The organism is Vibrio sp. JZG120 (assembly GCF_053890955.1).
The window spans coordinates 24674-45538 of sequence record NZ_JBSRRK010000016.1 but is presented as its reverse complement, the minus strand read 5'-3'; the positions used below and the strand labels follow the sequence as shown (position 1 = coordinate 45538).

At 39.7% G+C, this 20865-nt stretch carries 19 protein-coding genes and 1 tRNA gene; 9 read left to right on the top strand and 11 right to left on the bottom strand.

Annotated features, from left to right (window positions below; all coding sequences use genetic code 11):
• Nucleotides 1-92 precede the first annotated feature (92 nt).
• Nucleotides 93-169 (top strand) — tRNA-Arg (locus ACWPOD_RS21375).
• A gap of 572 nt (nt 170-741) precedes the next feature.
• Nucleotides 742-2025: a hypothetical protein gene (locus ACWPOD_RS21370; RefSeq protein WP_456232202.1), complete on the top strand. Its 1284-nt coding sequence runs from the start codon at nt 742-744 to the stop codon at nt 2023-2025.
• An 899-nt stretch (nt 2026-2924) separates the two neighbouring features.
• On the opposite strand, the gene ACWPOD_RS21365 is transcribed toward ACWPOD_RS21370, so the two are convergent.
• A complete protein-coding gene (locus tag ACWPOD_RS21365; protein ID WP_456232201.1) occupies nt 2925-4106 on the bottom strand; it encodes an HTH domain-containing protein in 1182 nt (393 codons plus the stop codon).
• 94 nt (nt 4107-4200) lie between these two features.
• Between ACWPOD_RS21365 and ACWPOD_RS21360 the strand changes: the two genes are divergently transcribed.
• Both ACWPOD_RS21360 and ACWPOD_RS21355 read left to right on the top strand, forming a co-directional pair.
• Nucleotides 4201-4392 (top strand): helix-turn-helix transcriptional regulator, encoded by a 192-nt coding sequence (locus tag ACWPOD_RS21360; RefSeq protein ID WP_417878077.1) that lies wholly within the window; start codon nt 4201-4203, stop codon nt 4390-4392.
• Between the two features lie 14 nt (nt 4393-4406).
• On the top strand, nt 4407-5180 hold the full coding sequence (locus ACWPOD_RS21355; protein WP_456232200.1) for a DNA repair protein: 774 nt from the start codon (nt 4407-4409) through the stop codon (nt 5178-5180).
• Between the two features lie 525 nt (nt 5181-5705).
• Here the strand turns inward: ACWPOD_RS21355 and ACWPOD_RS21350 are convergent.
• The gene (locus ACWPOD_RS21350) at nt 5706-6215 is read right to left on the bottom strand and encodes a DNA repair protein (RefSeq protein ID WP_456232199.1); all 510 of its coding nucleotides are present in this window, start codon (nt 6213-6215) and stop codon (nt 5706-5708) included.
• Between the two features lie 149 nt (nt 6216-6364).
• Between ACWPOD_RS21350 and ACWPOD_RS21345 the strand changes: the two genes are divergently transcribed.
• Complete coding sequence (locus ACWPOD_RS21345; protein WP_025571346.1) at nt 6365-6595, top strand: helix-turn-helix domain-containing protein; 231 nt, start codon at nt 6365-6367, stop codon at nt 6593-6595.
• A 62-nt stretch (nt 6596-6657) separates the two neighbouring features.
• On the opposite strand, the gene ACWPOD_RS21340 is transcribed toward ACWPOD_RS21345, so the two are convergent.
• Nucleotides 6658-6792, bottom strand: a complete 135-nt coding sequence (locus ACWPOD_RS21340) for a hypothetical protein (protein WP_456232198.1) — start codon at nt 6790-6792, stop codon at nt 6658-6660.
• 106 nt (nt 6793-6898) lie between these two features.
• Between ACWPOD_RS21340 and ACWPOD_RS21335 the strand changes: the two genes are divergently transcribed.
• The 3 genes from ACWPOD_RS21335 (at nt 6899) to ACWPOD_RS21325 (ending at nt 10784) form a co-directional block, all read left to right on the top strand.
• Nucleotides 6899-7738 (top strand): hypothetical protein, encoded by an 840-nt coding sequence (locus tag ACWPOD_RS21335; protein WP_025571344.1) that lies wholly within the window; start codon nt 6899-6901, stop codon nt 7736-7738.
• 122 nt (nt 7739-7860) lie between these two features.
• On the top strand, nt 7861-9000 hold the full coding sequence (locus tag ACWPOD_RS21330; RefSeq protein ID WP_456232197.1) for a hypothetical protein: 1140 nt from the start codon (nt 7861-7863) through the stop codon (nt 8998-9000).
• Complete coding sequence (locus ACWPOD_RS21325; protein ID WP_456232196.1) at nt 8997-10784, top strand: ATP-binding protein; 1788 nt, start codon at nt 8997-8999, stop codon at nt 10782-10784. The genes ACWPOD_RS21330 and ACWPOD_RS21325 overlap by 4 nt, the downstream gene beginning before the upstream one ends.
• A gap of 122 nt (nt 10785-10906) precedes the next feature.
• Here the strand turns inward: ACWPOD_RS21325 and ACWPOD_RS21320 are convergent, their stop codons facing one another.
• The 4 genes from ACWPOD_RS21320 to ACWPOD_RS21305 all read right to left on the bottom strand — a co-directional run bounded on the left by ACWPOD_RS21320 (nt 10907) and on the right by ACWPOD_RS21305 (nt 14446).
• Nucleotides 10907-11245, bottom strand: coding sequence for a tRNA-binding protein (locus tag ACWPOD_RS21320; protein WP_020834997.1), 339 nt, complete (start codon nt 11243-11245; stop codon nt 10907-10909).
• A 196-nt stretch (nt 11246-11441) separates the two neighbouring features.
• Nucleotides 11442-12155, bottom strand: coding sequence for an AraC family transcriptional regulator (locus ACWPOD_RS21315; RefSeq protein WP_047707518.1), 714 nt, complete (start codon nt 12153-12155; stop codon nt 11442-11444).
• 333 nt (nt 12156-12488) lie between these two features.
• On the bottom strand, nt 12489-12743 hold the full coding sequence (locus ACWPOD_RS21310; RefSeq protein WP_029835397.1) for a helix-turn-helix domain-containing protein: 255 nt from the start codon (nt 12741-12743) through the stop codon (nt 12489-12491).
• A 323-nt stretch (nt 12744-13066) separates the two neighbouring features.
• The gene (locus tag ACWPOD_RS21305) at nt 13067-14446 is read right to left on the bottom strand and encodes a tyrosine-type recombinase/integrase (RefSeq protein WP_456232195.1); all 1380 of its coding nucleotides are present in this window, start codon (nt 14444-14446) and stop codon (nt 13067-13069) included.
• A 568-nt stretch (nt 14447-15014) separates the two neighbouring features.
• On the opposite strand from ACWPOD_RS21305, the gene ACWPOD_RS21300 reads away from it, so the two are divergent.
• Nucleotides 15015-15521, top strand: a complete 507-nt coding sequence (locus ACWPOD_RS21300; RefSeq protein WP_031780328.1) for a hypothetical protein — start codon at nt 15015-15017, stop codon at nt 15519-15521.
• Nucleotides 15522-15634: 113 nt separating this feature from the next.
• Here ACWPOD_RS21300 and ACWPOD_RS21295 read toward each other — a convergent pair whose 3' ends face one another.
• From ACWPOD_RS21295 to chiP, 4 genes are all read right to left on the bottom strand, one after another.
• A complete protein-coding gene (locus tag ACWPOD_RS21295) occupies nt 15635-16597 on the bottom strand; it encodes an OmpA family protein (RefSeq protein ID WP_167426816.1) in 963 nt (320 codons plus the stop codon).
• 640 nt (nt 16598-17237) lie between these two features.
• Nucleotides 17238-18665 carry a glutamate--tRNA ligase gene (gene gltX / locus ACWPOD_RS21290; RefSeq protein ID WP_046874282.1) on the bottom strand — a complete coding sequence of 476 codons (1428 nt, stop codon included), beginning with the start codon at nt 18663-18665 and terminating at the stop codon, nt 17238-17240.
• A 178-nt stretch (nt 18666-18843) separates the two neighbouring features.
• Nucleotides 18844-19437, bottom strand: a complete 594-nt coding sequence (locus tag ACWPOD_RS21285; RefSeq protein ID WP_048626113.1) for a YccT family protein — start codon at nt 19435-19437, stop codon at nt 18844-18846.
• Between the two features lie 125 nt (nt 19438-19562).
• Nucleotides 19563-20684: a chitoporin gene (chiP, locus tag ACWPOD_RS21280; RefSeq protein ID WP_006743034.1), complete on the bottom strand. Its 1122-nt coding sequence runs from the start codon at nt 20682-20684 to the stop codon at nt 19563-19565.
• Between the last annotated feature and the right edge of the window lie 181 nt (nt 20685-20865).

Here is a 20865-nt window from a genome sequence, read left to right as displayed (position 1 = left end):
GTCGTTCAAAGTGATATTGATAAAGACCTAAACAAAGTTGCTAGGTTTGCATTCAGTAAAACGGTTCAATGAACTGCAACTATTGGTATTACGCCCCCATGGCACAGCTGGATAGCGCAGTCCCCTCCTAAGGGACAGGTCGTAGGTTCGAATCCTACTGGGGGCGCCATTTATCAAAAGGGCTAGCTAGTCAGTAACTACTAGCCTTTTCTTTTCTTAACTAAAAACGGTCACGTTACAGGTCACGTAATGCCTTGATTACCCTTCAGCATCATAAAAATACAGAATACATCAGCGAACATAACGATAAGTATGACCAGTGGTACTCTAGTTAGCAATACTTAATCTATGATTTACATCTTCTCCGTTGTATATATTAGTTGTAAAACTAATTAATGCTTATTCGCATCTGAGGAACGAACGTTTATTTTCCCTCAAGAAAAGCTCTCAAGACTGTTGTTATCAACTTTTCAATATATCCAGAATTAAAGATAATTCTCGGGTACTAAAGCCAGTATCTTCAAGTAGGATGATTCTTGAATAGAATTTAGTCTAGTTTGAAAAAACTTTATTTTAGTAAGCCTTGATATTTTTTTAGAGTCACCCATATCATGGATCGACCACCTACTTCATTTACTTAAATATCGTAGTTTACAATGGAGTATACTTTTCATTCAGTAATAAATAGCAGAATTCTTATTAGTTGAACGCCATCGAATTACCAAATATAACGTAGTGTCATTGACTATCATTTTACAACCAATACTTTATAATGTATTGAAACTTAAAAAAATAACATTAAATAAAATTAATTTTAATGAGGAAAAAATGCTCAACTTATCACAACAAATTCAGTTTGGTTTCGATATAGCAACTAGTATAACCATTGTCGCTACTGCACTATCTTGGCTTTATACTACTCACAAAAGAAATAACAAACTAGAGATTAAGAGTTTAGATGAAAAGGTTCAATCTAATTGTGTAGATATCATTCAAAATACAATCACCATATCCTATCCACACCTTGTCTCAATTCAAGAAGCTTACCATTCATTACCAGAAGGAGAGTTAAACTATCTAATAGACTTTAACTCAGAAATATCAGATATTTCCACTAGATCAGCATTTATTCAATATTTAGAGAATACGCCAACTTTCATTACCGAATTTGAATCTTGTTGTGAACAATTGAGTAAAGAAATATCTATTATTAATGATGTAGTTGAATCTCAGAAATATATTCTTATGCCTTTATTATGCTCAATGAGAAATGGAGACAAGATTATCAATGATATCAATAATGTATTGAAATCGATAAGAATCAAGAATAAATCAATTAGGCATGTATCAAACCAACCTATCACTAACCTAAAAAATTTAATGAATAAAATTGAAGAAAAAAAGTCGATATTTGGAATGACTAGAGACGAACTGAGAGATTATAAAACTTTAGTCTCAAAGGATAGTGAAATAGTAGAAATTACTAAGAAAATACTCCTCAAAGATAACCTGTCTATTTGGAAACGCTTTATTGATTATGAATTTGAGGATCAAATGATAGGCCCAAACGAAGAGCTACCAAAATGCCTATATAGTATTGAAGATATTCAAAACAACAAATTTTACTCATCTCAAAAAGGGATTCGTGCTGGAATAGGTCTTAATGACCACCAGGTTTTATACCAAGACGATGAGAAAGAATTTGAAGAAATCTGCAGCTACTTTTTAACATACTTTGTCGAATCTGAATATAAACTATTGATGTTCTATACATATGAAACACGAGGAGATGCTGAAAATGTATTGAAATCGTGTAACGAGTTTATGTTAAATTTAAGTGCTATTCTAACTCGACTATTAAGCAAAGATACAAACAAATCATTTAACGACGTTAAACAAGATGTCCAACTTGCTATTAAACCTAAAATTAATTTAAGAGAAGAGTATGATATAGATACAAATAGCTTAATAGATAGTCTATTTGACTCTATGATTGAAATAGATTCTGTTTTAAAAAAACATTAATAGAACCGTATAAAACCAAGGAAAATTAATAGCAATAGTTAGCTTCTGACTGATGTTTTTTACGTCTAGGAAGCTATACATCTAAAAACTGCCATCCCAAGTTGAAATCTAGACTGGAATTAACCTACTAACGAAGTAGAACAATGTTCACTATTAATAGAAAAGCTACAGAGCCAAGCTCTGTAGCCTAGCTAACTGCTCCCGTGGTATCAATTGAATTGGCGGGCAATAGTCATTCAAGGACTTTAATAAGTTAAGTGCTAGATTAAAGAATTATCGCTGTTATCTAGAACACTATTCTGAAAATTTTAGTCCTGAATTTAAACTTTATATCCCCAGAAACAATACAAATCGATCGTCAGGATGAAGGCTTTCTGAAAGCATAAAACAGCTACAGCGATCCCGAAAAAAGCATTGAAGCTCAAAGTGGATTTTTTTGATGCACGAAAAACCGCTTTACGTGCAAACCCCAATGCACGAAAGCTTACTCTACGTGCGAAGCAATAGAAAATGCCACACGAAGCACTAAAACTGCCGTTTTCGACACAGCAATTGCGCTCTGCGGCAACGAAAAAAAATCAACAAGAGCAAGTTTTGCGCATTTATTTTTAATTATTCGGGCTTACTCCTTATATTAAAGCTATAACCGTTATAATAGTTATAACAGTCATAATAGTTATAACATATTTTTTTGAGGGAATGTAGTTTTATTTAGGCCTAAGGATTAATAGTTAAATAAATAAAAAATAACAATATAAAAATAATTATTATTTAAATAAGAAGATTGAAGATATTTAATAAAGACGTTATTTCACGAAAAATCATGCTGCTTGCCAGCATGAATATATTCAAACTTGTAATTATTAAACATCAAATTTTTATGGTGACCCTTTAAAATACTAAATAATTTTATTCTTCAATTTGTATACAGCAGTTCGTGACACACCGAGTCTTTTCGCAATCTCATTCATCGTGATGGAAGGATCGTTATCTCTTTCTATTAATAGCTGTTTCAACTGCTCACGCTTAGCTGTGTTAGTATTGGTGCCTTGTTTCGCTCCGCTTAGAACGGGGAAATTATTAACGATCGTAAACGCTTCATATCTGCGTAAACAATTTAAGAGTGTCAAAGATTTTTGTATGTTGTTAGAGTTATCTAGCCATATATACGCATCTTTTATTTTCCATAAGTTTGCCTCTATTTCCCCTCCAAGCAATCTAGCAACATCAACAATCCATTTATCGTAACAAGAGGCAGAGTCGCCAGTAGCACGAACCTGCTTGTAAGCATGGGGGTAATGCTCCCGTGCAAATGTCAGTATAGCTTCCGCATAGCTTTGCCAGCCTGCATTGTCTCGATCCAGTTTGAGTAGCTCAGACATCACCAATCTCGGCTCTACTGAGAATAAGTTAAGCCAACAATAAAGAGTTCTTGCATCCAGGCGTTCTTTGCCTCTTTTATGATCTTCTAGCTTGCTTTGCACCTCATAATCATCAGTATGGCGATAAACAGCAGAAAGCAATCTTCTCGTGGTTTTTTTGTACTTAGTTGCGTTTCGAGAAGAGTGATGATCTTTACAATAGAAAGGAGACTGGTTCACTCGCTTAAAGCATAATGCACAGAATGGTAAAGCTTGTTTAGTATAATCTTTCTTGGATTTGTCAGACGATGGCTTTTGGGGAGTCAATCCTTTGGCTTTAACAAGTACTTGCTCAATGGCATCTACATAGTCTATTACTGCTGATTCCTGATGTTGCAACAAGGACTTATCACCAGTCCCTAATATCCTAAAGTCCATCAGCTTTTCAATCGTATTACTAAGCCCACCAACAAACCGAACAAATTCTTTTACTGTAGCGGGTGTTTTTCCCTCGAAAGAAGTCAAAAATGGTATGTTTTGAGCAAAAATTGCGGCTACCCCTTGGTCAAGCTCAACATCAAATGCAATTAATATAGAGATACCGTTTACGTTCTTTTTTTGAGTTAGTCGTCTCCCTTCAATCTTAGCTTGCTCTTCTAATGATTCTAAATTCTTCAACAACTGCTTGCGTAACGTAGCCGCAGCTAACTCATCCACCATGTAAACCCTATTGTGTCTTTTTCTTTCTCTACGAAGAGTACAGACTCTTTCGTATGATTACATCAAGCAATAACAAAAATAAGAGCTTAATAAGATGAATGATAAAAAATTTATAAGAATAAATGAGTTAGCTACATACCTAAATATCAGCAAAGTTACTCTCTGGCGATGGAGGAAAGAAGGTCGTCTCCCTGCGGCTTGTACAATCAGTCCAAGAGTGGTCGGATGGAAGCGTGAAACTATTGAGTCATGGCTCGATGAACAAGCAAATAACCAATCGTACTAGGGGTATGTAAGTAAATGAATATTGATACTAACTTACAAACTAACGCAACTGACTTACTTTCAAAAGCAAAGCTAAAGTTCGAGCATGATCTAATTAACATCGGGCAAAACCCTGAAAAAGGGAAACCTTTTGAACTGTTCTATGAAAAGTACAGTCAAGCAATAGCGGAAGGAAAGCCCTTCCAAAACCCCGCACAATTACAAACAGCCGTCGGCGGTAGATACTTAAAAGCACAGATCGCTTGTAATGTGTTAGAGTCTCAACAATCTAACCTCGATCATAAGTTGCGAGAGGTTCCTGAATGGTTTACTGCGCCTGACATTACTGCGCTATGGCAATCAGTTGAACAAGACATTGCGACTGTAATCGAAAATAGAGTGAAGATAGCAGAACACCTTTCTGAGCAAAGGAAACAACAAGCAATCCAATCAGGTGAGCTAGTCGAAGAACTACAAGATAAACTAGCAGAGTTACATGGACTTCCTCGACAATTAACTGATCTCACAAGTGATAATGATCGCTTAACTGTCGAAGTAAAAAAGTTGGAAAACAAAGTCTCTGAGTTACAGGATAGTGCCGACACTTCTTTCAGTTACCAGCGTAACAATGCTGTATTAGAAGCCAACAATGCTAAGCTAAAATCTGAAAATCAGAATATGAGAAAAGAACTAGAGCGAACTGTTGCTCTCTTACAAGAAACGCTTATCAAAAAAGCCAACTTGGAGGGTCGCTTAGAAGAACGCGGCGAGTTTTCTAAAACTACCAACGAAAACACACCCTCAAGCTAATTCTAAATCACGATGAACCATTCCCACTCGAGGGAATGGTTATGCTATCTTGCTCAATTGAGATTCTAGGAATTCACGATGCCATACTGCCATAAATCTTTAGTCATTACTCCACAAATAGATACAAGCGAAATATTGAATATTTTATCTAGGACGAAGTTTAATGCACGGCATGCTGTTAAATGCGTTCAAAAAGGTGAATTTTATGTGGGCAATGAAATGAACAATGTTCGCGCTATCATTAACAGCAAGAAGACCCATGTTTCGTTTTTCTGTCTCTATTCCAACTACGTCGAAATCGTCGATTCAATTCTCGAAGCGTTTGCAGCCGAACAAAGCCTAGTTATTGAAAGCTGCGGAAATACCCCCACAAATTAAAGCAAGATCCTATAGCACCTCACAAATCGCTGTCGAACCGCTGACTCATTCCCACGCATGGGAATGACTACAAAGAGAGTCCAATTCCGAACTTGGTTCTAGTTCCTAAAGTACGGACCGAAAGTCGAGAACCACCCTTATGTACGATTAGCGTTTCTCTTGATTAATAATCTTCCCCATAATTTCTTGTTTATATTCACTAAGTAATGCTTCACGCTCTAGCTTTTCTATTTCGTTGTTCAAATGTTCTCGGTGACTAGGGAATAGATCCAACAATTCTTTGTGTGCAACTATTTGAGTATTAATTTCAACGATTTTGGTGTTTAACTGATCTTGGTATTGTCGCTCTTCGCTAACAGGCTCTGGCTCTAAATACCCTTGGCCGACTCTATGCTTTTCTTGTGTGACTTTTTTGCCCCCGACGGCAACAAATTGAGCGTTATTTACTCGAGGGGGACTTAATCGCACAACCTTTCTTTCTTGTTCGAGTATTTTCAAAATACGATAAGACTGATTATTAAATCTCTCAATTTGTTCATCAGTACAGTAATACTCATCAAGCATCGGTTTAAGCAGTGCTTGGTAGCTATACAGGTCAAAATATTCGTCAGTCTCAAGAGACTTAAGGCTTTTTAGGCCGATTTTGTATAACTGCATTGTCCCAACTCTCATACATAAATACCTGCTGTCACCTGAACATTGGTATAATATATTATACCAATGTTATATAGTCAATCAGTTGTTAGATAGCGTATAAATATGGAGTTATGTACACTTGATAAAGTAGTAATGAAAAAGAATAAGAAATGAACAATCTGGCAAAAGAAATATCAAAAAACATTGCAGCTCAGAGACAGAGATGTGGTTTATCAAGCACTGAAGCAAGCTTAAAAGCGGGATTTAGCAGAAGCTACCTAAGTAAAGTCGAGAAAGATGGTGTCAGAATCACAATTGAAAAGCTTTATCAGCTAGCTCGAGTTCTCGATTGTGAAGTGGCTGATCTTTTACCCAAAGATCGCCCTGATCTATTGGATTAGGAAAGGCTTAAGCCCTTAAAAGCCTTTTCACGAACAACTACACTGCAGTAGCAGTGTAGATTTTATATCCAAAGACCACTAAAAACTGGGGTAAATGCAATAAGCTTTTTGACATATATAAACGCCCCTGTGATTGCAAGAACTGATTGAAAACGATTCGCTGTTGCTTGAGATGACGCAGAAACTAATTCTTTCATGAACTTACCTATGTAACTGACTAAAAAACACTCTACTTCAAAATATGAAACTAGAGTAGTATACTATAACGCAAGTGTATGAATTTAGTTAATTTGTGAGGTTTTAATGAAGGATGCTAGATGTGACCACCCTAATGCTGAACCTGTATATTCTATCTACCAGTTCCAACGTCTGACTGCCATAGAAATTGAAAAGTATCGTCATCGTTTATTTTGCATAGATTGCGGAGCCGAAGCCTTCTACCGAAGAAAAAGTATTAGTGGAAATGCAGCCTGTTTTGGCTCGAATTATCATACAAGCGAATGCGATGCGGCCGCACCTTCTTCAAAAGATAAAAAGATAGTTAAGCATGCTATTGAAGTAGACCAAATAGTTGCCGACTCTGAGGAAGTTCTATTTGATTTTGGATTCAATGAACCAAAGCCTAAGAGTAAATCAGAACAGAAAACAACAAGAGTGTCCTCAAAGGACTCTACAGGAGCATCAGGTAGAAAACATACCAAGACCTCAACACAAGTTCGACAATCGGTTCTAGGGATGGAGAAAGCGTTACACAGCCTGCTATCAGGTAGTAACTTGGCAACTTCTGATGTAAAAATCAAAATCAACGAGAACGTTTCGTATCGTGCTAAGAACTTATTCGTCAATTTTGCTGATGCTGTTCCTTTAGAAGACAGTAAAGAATTCAAACCCAAAATGTTTTGGGGAACAATTTCCCACGCTGACCGTGATTTCGATTGGCTGAACCCTATCTGTAATGACACAGGTGTAATCATTTCACCTTTCAAAGATGAACTACTTAAATCGTTCAAAATCAAAGAGCATCGTGATTTAGATGGTGCAGGACTGATGGTATTTGGTAACTGCTACTGGAACAAAGATAAGACTAGGAAAATCATCAAAGTGCTTGAGATGAAGATCTTCATTTCTAAGGTAGATGATTAATCACACTCCTACTATATCCTCACTACTTATCGGGAATTGACCGTCATTTCATTTCCCGATAATCTCAATATCAGAACAGTTGCTTATCAACAAATTTAATAATTATCTGAGCATTTGATCCTATGACGACTTCCAAAATCGATCTGAACGACCTACACGACAAGAACATAAACTATTTGATTGGTGCAGGGGCATCAGCAGGTCTATTCCCTACTCTTGCGTTGAACATGCAAACTGAGGGGAAATGGGAAACGATTGAAACTTTGGCTACTGAGTTCGATTCTATTGACGCTCAACACCTCAAAGCCTTGCTATTCATGTATTACTACGAAGAGTGCATTAAACCTGTTAGTTCTGTTGATTTCACTAACTTAGAAGGCGACGAGCAAATAGTCATCGATAATTATAAGAAGTTCATGAGATTGAACCTCGAAATTCTTCGTCGAAAACGAGGTTACGACAGAAAGATTAATTTCTTCACCACGAACTACGATTCCTGCCTCGCCTATACAGCAGATGAACTTTACGAAGAAAAATCTATTCGATTTAACATCAACGATGGCTCTCGTGGTTTCCATAAGAAAATCGTTGAGGCTCGTAACTTCGATTGCATGACCACTGAATCAGGTATTTTCGACCGAAACAAAGAAGTCCAACGACAAATCAATCTTATCCATCTTCATGGCTCTGCTTTCTGGCGTAAGCACAATGATTCTATCCTCGTTGACTATTCTTCTGCGGATCAAATCGTTTCTGAGTCATCAATCGACAGCATGTACTACGGTGACTTCAAAGAGATGCTAGAAAGTGGATCTCACACCGTTGAACAGTTGTGTTCAATGGCTATCGATGATGAGAACAAAGCGGCATTCGAGAACATACAAGATGACTTCCACAGAGAATACGAAAAATTACCAATCGTTAATCCAACAAAATGGAAGTTCCATGAAACAGTATTTGAAGAACACTATTATCAAATGCTGCGTCACCTTAGTTACGAGTTAGAAAAGCCCAATAGCGTATTGATTGCCTTCGGGTTCTCTTTTGCTGATGAGCATATCAGAAACTTGATTAAGCGTTCCTTAACGAACCCTACTCTACAGGTATACATCTGTTGCTACAGAGAAACTATGATCCCTGAGTTGCAGAAGTATTTCTCTGACTTCTACAACATCAAGTACGTTGTCCATGAAGAAGGTAAAGCATTAGACTTATCTTACTTCAATTCTCACGTCCTAACACTTGGTGAGGATGACGCATGAGCATCTTCATTGGTGAGGTAACAGCGGTAAATGGCATTCAAATTACGTTGACCGTTGATGAGACATCGAACAAAGACACCATTTTCTATGAAGGTCACCGTTACAAAGGTATCTCTATCAGAGAGTACGTTTCAATTCAGCGTGGTTTCCGTGACATCGTATGCATCGTTGAGGGTGAGTACTTAGATGAAAGACGTTTCCAAGAGAACACGGATAAAATCGAGTACGTTAGAAAAGTGCATGTTCGCCCTATTGGCTATATTGAAAATGGAAAATTCTTTGAAGGCATCAAGTTCTTACCGTTAATCCGTGATCCTGCATTCCTGTTGCCTGAACAAGCCCTAAAGACTGTTTATTCATCAAGTTCCGAATCAGATTTCTGCATTGGATCATTGTTAAAAGAAGGGATCGATATATCCCTACCTTGGCAGAGACTGTTTAATACGCACATTGGTATATTCGGTAATACTGGTAGCGGAAAATCGAATACTCTAACGAAACTCTTCACTACTTTGTTCGATGAAAAGCATGAACAAATCAAACCTGTCAGTAAGTTTGTACTGCTTGATTTCAATGGGGAGTACATCAAAGATCAAATCGTATCACTGGAACATAAGTACGCGATAGATCTAAATACGAATACACCAGCCGATCAATTCCCGTTGGCAGAAGATGAATTCTGGAATGCGGAGACGCTTTCAATTCTTTTCCAAGCCACTACCAATACACAGAAGCCGTTTATTAATAGAGTCCTGCAAGGACGTTCAAAGTATGGCTCTGGTCAACAGAGTGCTCTAAGTTACTTAAAGTACACGATTAAGTTCTGCTTCACTTCTACATCTCAAAAGCCAGAAATTCTTGATCTCCTCAAAAGCACTCTAAAGAACACTGATAGCATAGATATCCTCAAAGAGGTTAGTTGGCATGGGAGTAACTTCAAAATCCGTGTTGGGACAGGTTTTGAATTCTTTAATAACGAAAGCCAATATAATCTCTACCTCAAAAGTGCCGTTGATAGTATTCAGATTAATGACCTTGATGCATTTCAGGAATTTAAAATCCTTTGCAAATTAAAGTTGATTAATGATTTGATGTACAACTTCGTTCAATTCGATCACATTCAACCACTATTAAAACGTGCTGAATCCTCGCTAGGAGGGTTATCTAAGGTGATTAAGGTGGAAACAAGTGTTACGACTGACAATAAAGCACTAACCGTCATTTCACTGCGTAATTGCAACCAAGACGTGAAGAAAATCATTCCCCTTCTTATCACGAAGCACTATTACAATTCTCACAAAAATCAGATTAAACAAAGCCCGCCAGAAAAGACACTGCACTTAATAATCGATGAAGCACATAACATCCTTTCTCAGCAATCAGTGCGTGAACAGGCTAACTGGAAAGACTACCGTTTAGAGTTGTTTGAGGAATTGATTAAAGAAGGTCGCAAGTTCGGTATTTTCCTTACACTATCAAGCCAACGACCTGCGGATATATCAGCAACTATTATGTCTCAATTGCATAATTTCTTTATCCATCGTTTAGTTAACGACCGTGATTTATTTTTGCTGGATAACACCATTAGTACATTAGATTCTGTCTCTCGCTCACTAATTCCGAACCTTTCAAGAGGCTCTTGTATTATCACTGGTACTTCGTTTGATTTACCTATGCTGATTCAAGTAAATGAGTTGAGCGATAACAGCAAACCTGACAGTAATGACGTTCTTTTAGATAACCTCTGGGCAGTTAAAACCGACGAAGAGCCTACTTGGCTCTGAATTAGTCCAGTATGGGTGTCTTCCTAGTTGTCAACACATTTTTGGACAGAAACGCGTTATCTATATTGGTCTAAAACGTTTCTGTCAGATTAGGAGAAGTATTTTGAAGGCTTAGAGTTTTGTTAAGCCAGCTTTGAACCGTTTGGCAACTCCATATCAACTGTAGAAAGAACAACTGAGCCATTTGGACAATGTAGACCTGTAACGAGACACTCCGACATAATTGGACCAATCTGCTTTGGCGGGAAGTTAACAACAGCTAACACCTGCTTACCCAACAGTGCATCTTTTGTATAAAGATCTGTAATTTGAGCACTTGATTTTTTGACACCTAAATCGGGACCTAAGTCGACTTTTAATTTATAGGCTGGTCGACGAGCTTCTGGAAAATCCTCTACTTCAATAATGGTACCAACCCTAATATCTATTTTTTGGAAGTCACTCCATTCTATGTGTTTCATTTTCTTTCCTATTTAAATCAGGTGTCTAATAACGATAAACATAGCTTTACGATAACCAATACGGGCAGACTGATATCTGAATAAGCCATTGTTTTCTTACTAGTTAAAAGCGTTTACTGGGTAGAAAGCATAAAAGAAAAGAAAGGAAGATTGTTTGCTAAAAAGACGGAATAGTTGTTTGAACAGACTATTTAAATCAAGTTCGAGAGAACTCTCTTGGTGAAACACCGAAGTGTTTTGAAAACCTTCGACTAAAAGCCGAAATATCACTATATCCAACTCGTTCGGCAATCAATTGAACAGGGAGATCCGTATGAGTCAGTAAAGCTTTGGCTTTCTCCATACGCTGCAAAGTGATGTATTTATGCACGCTTATGCTTAAATTGTCTTTAAATAATTTTTTAAACTGTGTGGGACTCAAGTAGGCGGCATTAGCTAAAACAGTGATTGTCAGTGACTGCTCAAGCTGTTCTGAGATCAATGATTGTACAGCTCGGATTCGTGAGTCGATGGTTTGAGACAACTCCTGTTGTTCCAGTAATAAGAAGAAGGTCCCTACGATCGATGTTTCCAACTTACTATTTACCTGATATTCAAGCTGCTTCTCCGCAAATTGAATAAAGCTTAGTAAAGGAGAGGTAACTGAGAAAAAGACTATGGCTTCGTCAAGCAACTGATAAGGTAACTCTTCAATATCTACGACGATAAAACGGGAAGCATCGTCGGCATTAAAGCCATGGGCTACTCCCTTGCGAATAACGATGCAGTTTCCAACCGACACTTTACCGTTAAAACCGTCCATATCGATATGAATATTACCTTGAGTAGGCAACACTAGTTGGTGGAAGCCATGATGAACATGGCGACTCATACGCTTGGTATATGCGCGGATACTTAAACTAACTTTCATAAATCCAACAAGTGACTATAGGAATTAGCATTATAGCGATTAAAGCATAGCTGTAAAAATCGAATCTAAGGAGGCAATCTTAATCAAATTAAACCGAAATACAGGATTAGATAATTTAAGGAAAATCAGCTCACATGTAGTGTTAATCAACGACATCGTTAACACTGAATGGGGCATAGGCTCGTTACAGCGGCCGAGGATGCGATGTGATTACTAAGTGTTTCTTAGAGCTGGAAAGCAACTGAGAAGGATACCTTCCTAGTTGTCAGCACGGAAAGGGGGCAATGATGAGTCAGCTAGGGAGAACAACTTAGCGATAGAGTTGTATAGGATTTACCAATCGTCAGGGTCACGAAGCTTCGCTTGTTCACGGCTTACAGCTTTGTCTTGAATGTGTAGCTCAAGATCTAGTGATGACAGCAGGCGCATCAGACTTTCGATACTGGACGAAGCAGGATCACGTTCAAGTTTCGATACAGTTGTCTGCTTTAGACCAACAATCTCTCCGACTTTGGTTTGGTTTCGCCTTTGATTCCTGCGTACATCACGCAAGTATATTCCTAGCTGCTTAGAACTTGTTATGAGCATATCTGCCTCTAATGTAAATTATCCCCTGTAGAGGATACTAGCACTTTTAACCCCTCAAGGAGTTAAAATTAACTTTACCCGCGTACAGGGGTAATCAGTCATAGCTAGGATTAAGAGGTTTAGTTGACTGGATAAGGATTCTGGAACGTGTTTAGTATTTTCAAACACACCTTTGGACATTAACGTGATAGCGGATTCGATGTTTAGCTCATTTATCATTAAGGTAACCACCACGACCGCCTCAAAGTATTCTCAAAAATCCTCGCAGCCATAGGCTGCAAGCCCCCTATCTAAGGCTGAAGCCAACATATCAAAAGCTGTTTTTAGCTGAACAATCTCAAGTTATCTGATTCGCCTTTTTCTTGCAGCTGTGATTGAACACTAATACTTTCTTGATGGCAGAGTTTCGCATGATTCTGATTTGCTCTAACAATCGCTTTGTTTACCAGTTTTTCAAGCAACTTCAATGCTGCTTTCTTCTCTTTATAAAACGCATATATGATGTAGTTGGTTTCAGCAACATCGCCGTAAGAGTGGTTCTGAATGTAATTCGTATGGTCTCGACTTACACCGTGCTCTAGCATGATGTTTTTCACAGAACGTCTGAGATCTCGCGGCTGAAAAGCCTGAAAACCAGTCAAATTACAAAATTTGCGAACCTGTTTTGAAACATCGTTTGGATCAATATGCCCAAGCTTGTTATTTGCAGAGAATAACTTGTCGCTCTCCATCGTACTGGTAAACCGCAACTCTTCAACTTCTTCAATTATTTCTAAAGCAGTAACACCTTTAACAAGTAAGTTTGGACGCTCAGTTTTTACATCTTCAGCATCGAGGAAGAACTTTTTCTTGTGCGCCAAATAAGTACTTCGCTTTGATAGCAATAATTCCAAAGGTCGCTGTCCTCCCATGAAAACAGCTAGCTTTAACAGTAAAAATATCCTGCGGTCAAAGTATTTAGCACTCTCATCGCTAAAAAGTAGGCCCAGCTCTTCAAGGGTCAAGCTTCTTCTACGAGGTTTACTTTGATTCTGCTTTTTTATCCGTGCTGCTGGGTTTTTATCTAACCTAAACTTTATCGGGTTATCACTCGTCATCGGGTCATCATCATAATCCAGCGCAATTTCAAACATACGTCTGATGATAGATAGAACTTTATCCCCTTGAACAGGAGCTGTTTTGACAATTTGACCAATGAGCTTGATCAGTTCGGGCTTAGTGATCTCGTTGACTTTCTTGTCGTCTGGAATTTTCCCTCGAATGTAAGCTTCAATGTGTTTTTGATGAGCTTGTAAACTGCGTTCTAGACGAGCACCGCTTCGAGTACGTTTTAAATATGCGTAAAACTCGTCGATCAGTTGGCCGAAGGTGCCTGTCTCTTCTTCAATCTGAGCTTGCTCTCGCTTTTGACGCTCCTGCTCTTCTAGGTGCGCTTTCGGACAAATGCCCTTATCTAATAGCGCCTTGTATTTATCTCGGACATCTCGTGCTTCTGCCAGAGTCATCGACTCAAAGCACCCTACTTTTAAGAAACGAACTTTTCCATTGAAGAAATATTTGAAGTAGAAGATCTTCGAACCTGACCTTAAGATTTTGCAGCCAAGCCGCCCTGTTCCCCTTGTTCGGGTAGAGTCCCAGATGTAGTAGTCATAATCGCGTGTTTTTTGTTTCTTTATCTCTTGTACTGTTAGTAGTGTAGACATAATCATTATTCCTAATTCTGTTTATGATTATGTATTCTGCTTTTGCAACACCGAAGCTTGTAGAGTGAACAAAACCCACAAAAGGGTTGACAATCGCGGTCACGTAACAGGTCATGTTACAAGTTAATTTAGCGAAACCTAACGTAACTATAATTTTGGTGATAATTTGATAAAGTCACTAAAATACAGACAGTTAAGATAGAAATGAAATCAAGTGGAACTCTGTGAAATCATCTACTGCGCCCGCTCCTAAGGGACAGGTCGTAGGTTCGAATCCTACTGGGGGCGCCATATCATAGCCTTAGCTCCCACTTGAGCTAAGGCTTTTTTGTATCCACTATTTCGAGCTTCACAGAGCGTTTCCAAGTAACGAGTGAAACAATTTCTTCAGTAATCAATATGATCGCCTCGCTCCTTTACTCGACGAGATAAAACCTTTTACTGATCCGATCTCTTCCCCTTGAAATCATTTCAACAAGCCCTATTTACAGTTTTGTATTTTATTACTTTAATTATCTATGAGTTTTGCTTACCCTTTTAGCTATTAATAAAATTATTAGTTAGCACTATGTCTAAGAGCAATTTAATAACTAACACTGGACACCGCTTTATTTCTAAAGGCAAGACTGCCTTTAAGATTCATATCCATACCCCCGAGGACACGGTACTGCACCGCTCGGTTGGGTTTGTTCGTATTGGAGAAAAGAAAGGCTTACAAAAAGCCATTAAGCTGAGAAACGAATTAGGCCGGCAAATGTGGGGCAAATTTTGGCGACGTCTTTTGAAGGATCCTTACCTCATGACCAGACTCCCACACAGCGTTGAGCCAAAAATTGTTCACAAGCCTAACCCCACTCTTGAAAACCCAGATAACCGAGATACGTGTTACATCGCTAAGTGGCGAGAGTTCAATGACGACGGTGACTACAAATACAAAACGGTGGTTCGCTCTATTAGTAAATACGGCAAGCTTGCCGCCTACATGCAAACCAAAAAAGCGTTGCTAGAAGCACATAAAGACAACTTGGAAATCCTAACGTTCATGGGGCGCTTAAACAGCATTGACCTCAAGTGATGTTTACCGTTTTTAACTTTTCAGTCCGTTTCAAATAGAAATAAAAAAGCCCCAAAGAGCGAACTCTTTGGGGCTTTCAGCTTTAGTCTTCTATACTACGGTCGGATAGAAGCTTATTGCTGAACTTGGTATTCAAATTCTGGAACAACGATTTCTACGCGACGGTTTTGCTGACGACCTTCACGAGTGTCGTTTGAAGCGATTGGGTTGTTTTCACCTTCGCCACGCGCTTGAATACGTGATGAATCAATGCCTTTTTCAACAAGTGCGTTAGCTACAGATTCAGCGCGTTTCTCAGAAACTTTTAGGTTGTAAGCTGCTGGGCCAGAAGTATCTGTGTAACCTACAACTTCAACGTTCGCTTGTGGGTGCTCGTTTAGGAAAGCAACTAGGTTATCAAGTTTTGCAGCGCTCTCTGGTTTTAGAGTTGTGCTGTTTAGATCGAAGCTACCAGTGCCGATTGTTTGAGTTTCGAATGTTTTCGTTACAACTACTGGCTCTTCTACCACTTCTTCTACAACCACTTCTTCAACAACAACTGGCTCTTCTACGATTACTGGCTCATCGTTGCCACCGAATTTGAAAGAAACACCCAGTGTTGCTGTGTTACCTGTCGCACGAGTTACATCGTTGCTGATATCAGTCAGAGTTTGGTATTCCGCACGAGCAGTTACGTTTTGGCTTAGGTTGAACTCAAGGCCAGCTGCGCCTAGGTAAGAGTAATCATCTTTACCATCAAACATTACGTAAGCGCCACCCACTTTACCGTAAAGTGCGATGTCTTCAGTGATTGGTAGGCTGAATTTAGGTGCAAGAGTGATTGCTTCTACATGGCCACCGAAAGAAGTTTGGTCAAAATCACCGATGTTGTCGAAACCTGCTTCTACTGCGAAGTATTTATTCATTTCGTAACCAACAAAAGCGCCAAGAGTAGAGTCGTCTTTGTCACAAGCCTGGCCCGCTACACACGCGTCTTCCATCCATGACTTACCCATCTTACCACCAACGTATACTTCTGCTTGTGCTGCTGAAGCCATAAGTAGAGACGCTGAAATTACCGCTGCTAATTTTTTCATTATTGATTCCTCTAAAGAAGTTCTTTTGTTAGATGCCGAAATGCGCCGTCTGACTGACGTTGTATTTCAATTCTTTTTATTCATTCCTTGAGTGAGATACTTAGTCAGCTTCTTTTTATGCACATGCATTTTTTTTATGGAAGCTACTTACGTACATTTCCTGTTCAGTGATACATATCGCCATCTCGGTATCACTGACGGGGTGAACTATAACGCTAAGAAATCGCGAGAAAAATCCCAATTCTGTCAATTTATTGTCATCAAAAATCTCAACAACATGTGATCTTAAGCAAAAAAATCCCCACACAATCACGACGCAAACGTTTGCTTTATTTTCTGGAACACTACAACTTAAGCAAAGTTTTTTCTTAAAAATGAGACAACAAAAATGGAACTTTAAGGAGGGTGGATAAAAATCAATCAGATATTTGATATATAATCGCTCGTTTTTTATTCATGCCAACGATGTTTGGATTAAAAAATCTTATCCATACCTAGGTGAATTACGGTCCAAAATACCACATCCTTCACCGACATATGAGAAGGTTTCTCATTATCTAAGGTTCAGATACAAAAAAGCCGCGGGTGTTTACCGCGGCTTTGTGACTATTTATTCAAAAGAACGTTTAGTTCAAAGCAATTATGCGTTTGCTTCACGCTCAGCAATGAACTCAAGCGCCATCTTAATACGAGCAACACAACGCTCTTTGCCAACCAGTTCCATTACTGCATCTACAGAAGGAGACTGACCGCCGCCTGTAACAGCAACACGTAATGGCATACCGATTTTGCCCATGCCGATTTCTAGCTCTTCACAGACTGCAGCGATAACGCCATCTTTGATGTTTGCTGTTGTCCACTCGGTCAGTGCTTCAGCTTTCGCTAGAGCAAGCTCTAGAGGCTCTTTAGCCACACCGCGTAAGTGTTTCTTCGCTGCGCCCGCTTCAAACTCAGAGAAATCTTCGTAGAAGTAACGGATTTGCTCAGCTAGCTCAACTAGCGTGTTGCAACGCTCACCCACTAGCTTGATCACGTCAGTGATAGCAGGACCATTCGTTACGTCTAGTTTTTGTTGATCTAGGTGCCATTGTAGGTGCTCTGCAACGTACGCAGGATCTGAATTTTTGATGTAATGGTTGTTCAACCATTGCAGTTTGTCCGTGTTGAAGGCAGACGCTGACTTAGATACTGCGTTTAGGCTGAATAGGTTGATCATCTCTTCTTGAGAGAAGATTTCTTGGTCGCCATGAGACCAACCTAGGCGCACTAGGTAGTTGTTTAGTGCTGCAGGCAGGTAACCCATATCGCGATATTGCATGACTGATACTGCACCATGACGCTTAGACAGTTTCGCACCGTCATCACCCAAGATCATTGCACAGTGCGCAAACGTTGGTACTGGCGCACCTAGTGCTTCGTAGATGTTGATTTGACGAGGCGTATTGTTGATGTGGTCTTCACCACGAACAACGTGAGTGATACCCATGTCCCAGTCATCCACTACTACACAGAAGTTGTAAGTAGGTGAACCGTCAGTACGACGAATGATTAGGTCATCCATTTGATCGTTGCGGATTTCAATGCGACCACGGATTTGATCATCAAATACTACGCTGCCTTCTTTCGGGTTACGGAAACGGATAACACATGGATCGCCATCTTTTGCCGCTTCGTTTGCTGCTTTGATTTTTGGATGGTTAGCATCGTAGCGAGGCATTTCTTTATTTGCTTCTTGCTCTGCACGGATTTCATCTAGCAGCTCTTTAGACGCGTAACATTTGTAAGCTTTGTCTTCTGCCAGCAGCTTATCAACCATTTCGTTGTAACGATCAAAACGTTGAGTTTGGTAGTAAGGACCTTCATCCCACTCCAAGCCTAGCCATTCCATGCCTTCAAGAATTGCATCAACCGCTTCCTGAGAGTTACGCTCAAGGTCTGTATCTTCGATACGTAGAACGAATTCACCACCTTGGTTTTTAGCGTATAGCCAAGAGTAAAGTGCAGTACGCGCACCACCAACGTGTAGATAGCCAGTTGGGCTAGGAGCAAAACGAGTTTTAACCGTCATTTGAGTTCCTTAGGGGTAATGAGCAACGAGAGATCTCTCGTTGTAATGTCAAGGATAAAAGTGGCGACATTTTACCACCGTAAGTCAATTCTACAATCGGTTTGACACCAGAAATACAAACAGGGCAGCACCAATAAAGGTACTGCCCTCCTATTTACTGTTAAAGTGCAGAACGAAATTACTTCAGGTTACGCATCGCCCATTGCATAAATTCTTGCTGCTCTTCACGGCTTAACTCATTAAACGATGCTTTGATTGTTTTAGTTTCCGCCGGAGAAGACGCAATGCTTGCCTTGGTCGATTCTTTGTTCATTGCATTGTTATAGTCAGCCACTTCTCGCTCGTAATCACGAAAACCTTGCAAGCCACCTTTACGAAGTTGAACCATAGAGAATTCCACTTCTTTTCCGTGTTTGTCTTTCAATACCACTTTGGGATCGAGTTCGAAAGCTTTCGCTTCTTCGATGGTACGGAACGCTTTGTAAGTCAGCGATAGTTCGGCGTCTTTTTCTGCTTCAAACTCTAATACCAGTGGCTGCGAATCGAACTTACGGCGCTTGCCATCTTCAAAGACAATTTGTCCAACCGTCACCGCCAACTGATTTTCCCCGTCCTTCAGCTCGATGCTGTTATTTTTGGAAATCCACTCAGGGTACACGAACTCACCGTTGAGAACGCGAGGAACCAGTTCAGCTTGCAGAGTCAGTTGAGCAGCAAAAGCAGGCGCAGAAAGCATTGCGCAAAGTCCGAGAAGTGTCGTTGTTTTTTTCATCGTGGTTTCTCACTTTATACCAATTTAGATAAGCCTCTGAAACTTACAGGCCAGTCATTCCAAAGGCTTATTTGAATCAGTATCAAGACAAAAAGGGCGTTTCCGCCCTTTTTTCTGCTTCTTTATTAGAAGTAGTATTCAACACCCACAGAGAACTCATCGTAGTCCGCAGATTTCCAACGCGCTTCTGTTGGTTTATCCAGTTGATATGCACCGTCGCCAAAGTCTAGAGTACGAGCACGTACGTAAAGCACTGCCGATGGGTCTACGAAGTACATAACTTGTGCAGATAGTACATCGTCTGCTGTATCGTTAATTGTCTTACCATCACGCTCTAGATCAAAGTTCGCTGCGTAAGCCAGTTTGTACTGCCAATCACCTGTGGTGTACATGATAGCGGCAGACATTGCGTCTTGCTTCTCACTCACGCCGTTGCTTGCGTCAGCTTCCATGTATTTGTATTGCGCGAAGAAAGAAATACCGTTATCAAACCAGCCTTGAGCACCCACCAAGTATGTGTTGTTTTCCCACGTTTGGCCTTCCATCTTAATGTTACGGTTACCCTCGTATGCGGCATCTAACTGAATTGGACCAATTTTGTAGTGCGCTGCGATACCACCCCAGTAGTCATCACCTTCACCCAGACCCGCTTTGTCACCTGCACCAGCCGCAATATCTAGAGAGAATTTGTCCGCATACATTGGCGAGTCCCAACGAATGGTGTTTGATTGACGGTCTTGATACTTAGCACCACCGATTGCACCACCCCAGTCGTAAACATCACCGAGACCTGGGTTAGATGCAGGCCAGTCAACCAATTCGTACATCGGTGTTAATACTCGACCTAAACGAACTTGGCCCCAAGATGCACTTTCAAAACCGACGAATGTGTCACGTTCACCAAGACCTGCACCCTCGCCGCCAAAGCTAGGGTCAACGTAACCACCTTCGATTTGCCAAATAAAAGTAGGACCGAAGTTAGCAAATTGTTTTTTACCGCGGAAACCGATGCGAGATTCGTTGTTTAGCTGCATGCCACCTAGATCATCGTCCGTTGCTTTGTTGCCAGAATCGTAATCGCGGTACGCGGCCTGCATCGCGATGATCCCGTAAACTTCATAAGAGAATGAATCTTTGGTTAGGAACTCTTTTGCTGCGTCACTGTTTGCACCATCAGCAAATGCAGCACCACTGAACATCATGCCTGTGATTGCCGTAGCAAGTAGGCTTTTCTTTAGGTAAGACATTTTTAACCCCTATATTTTTTAGTTTTTTCCATTTTCAAATTCGCTAACTAGGACATGGCAGGAACTTGAAACAATGTTTGGACGGGGCAAATATGACAAACTTTTTTCGCACTAAAAAACTTTCCCTACAGCAATCTGAGCGACTTCAAAATGAGAAGATCAAAAATAATATAATCAATTA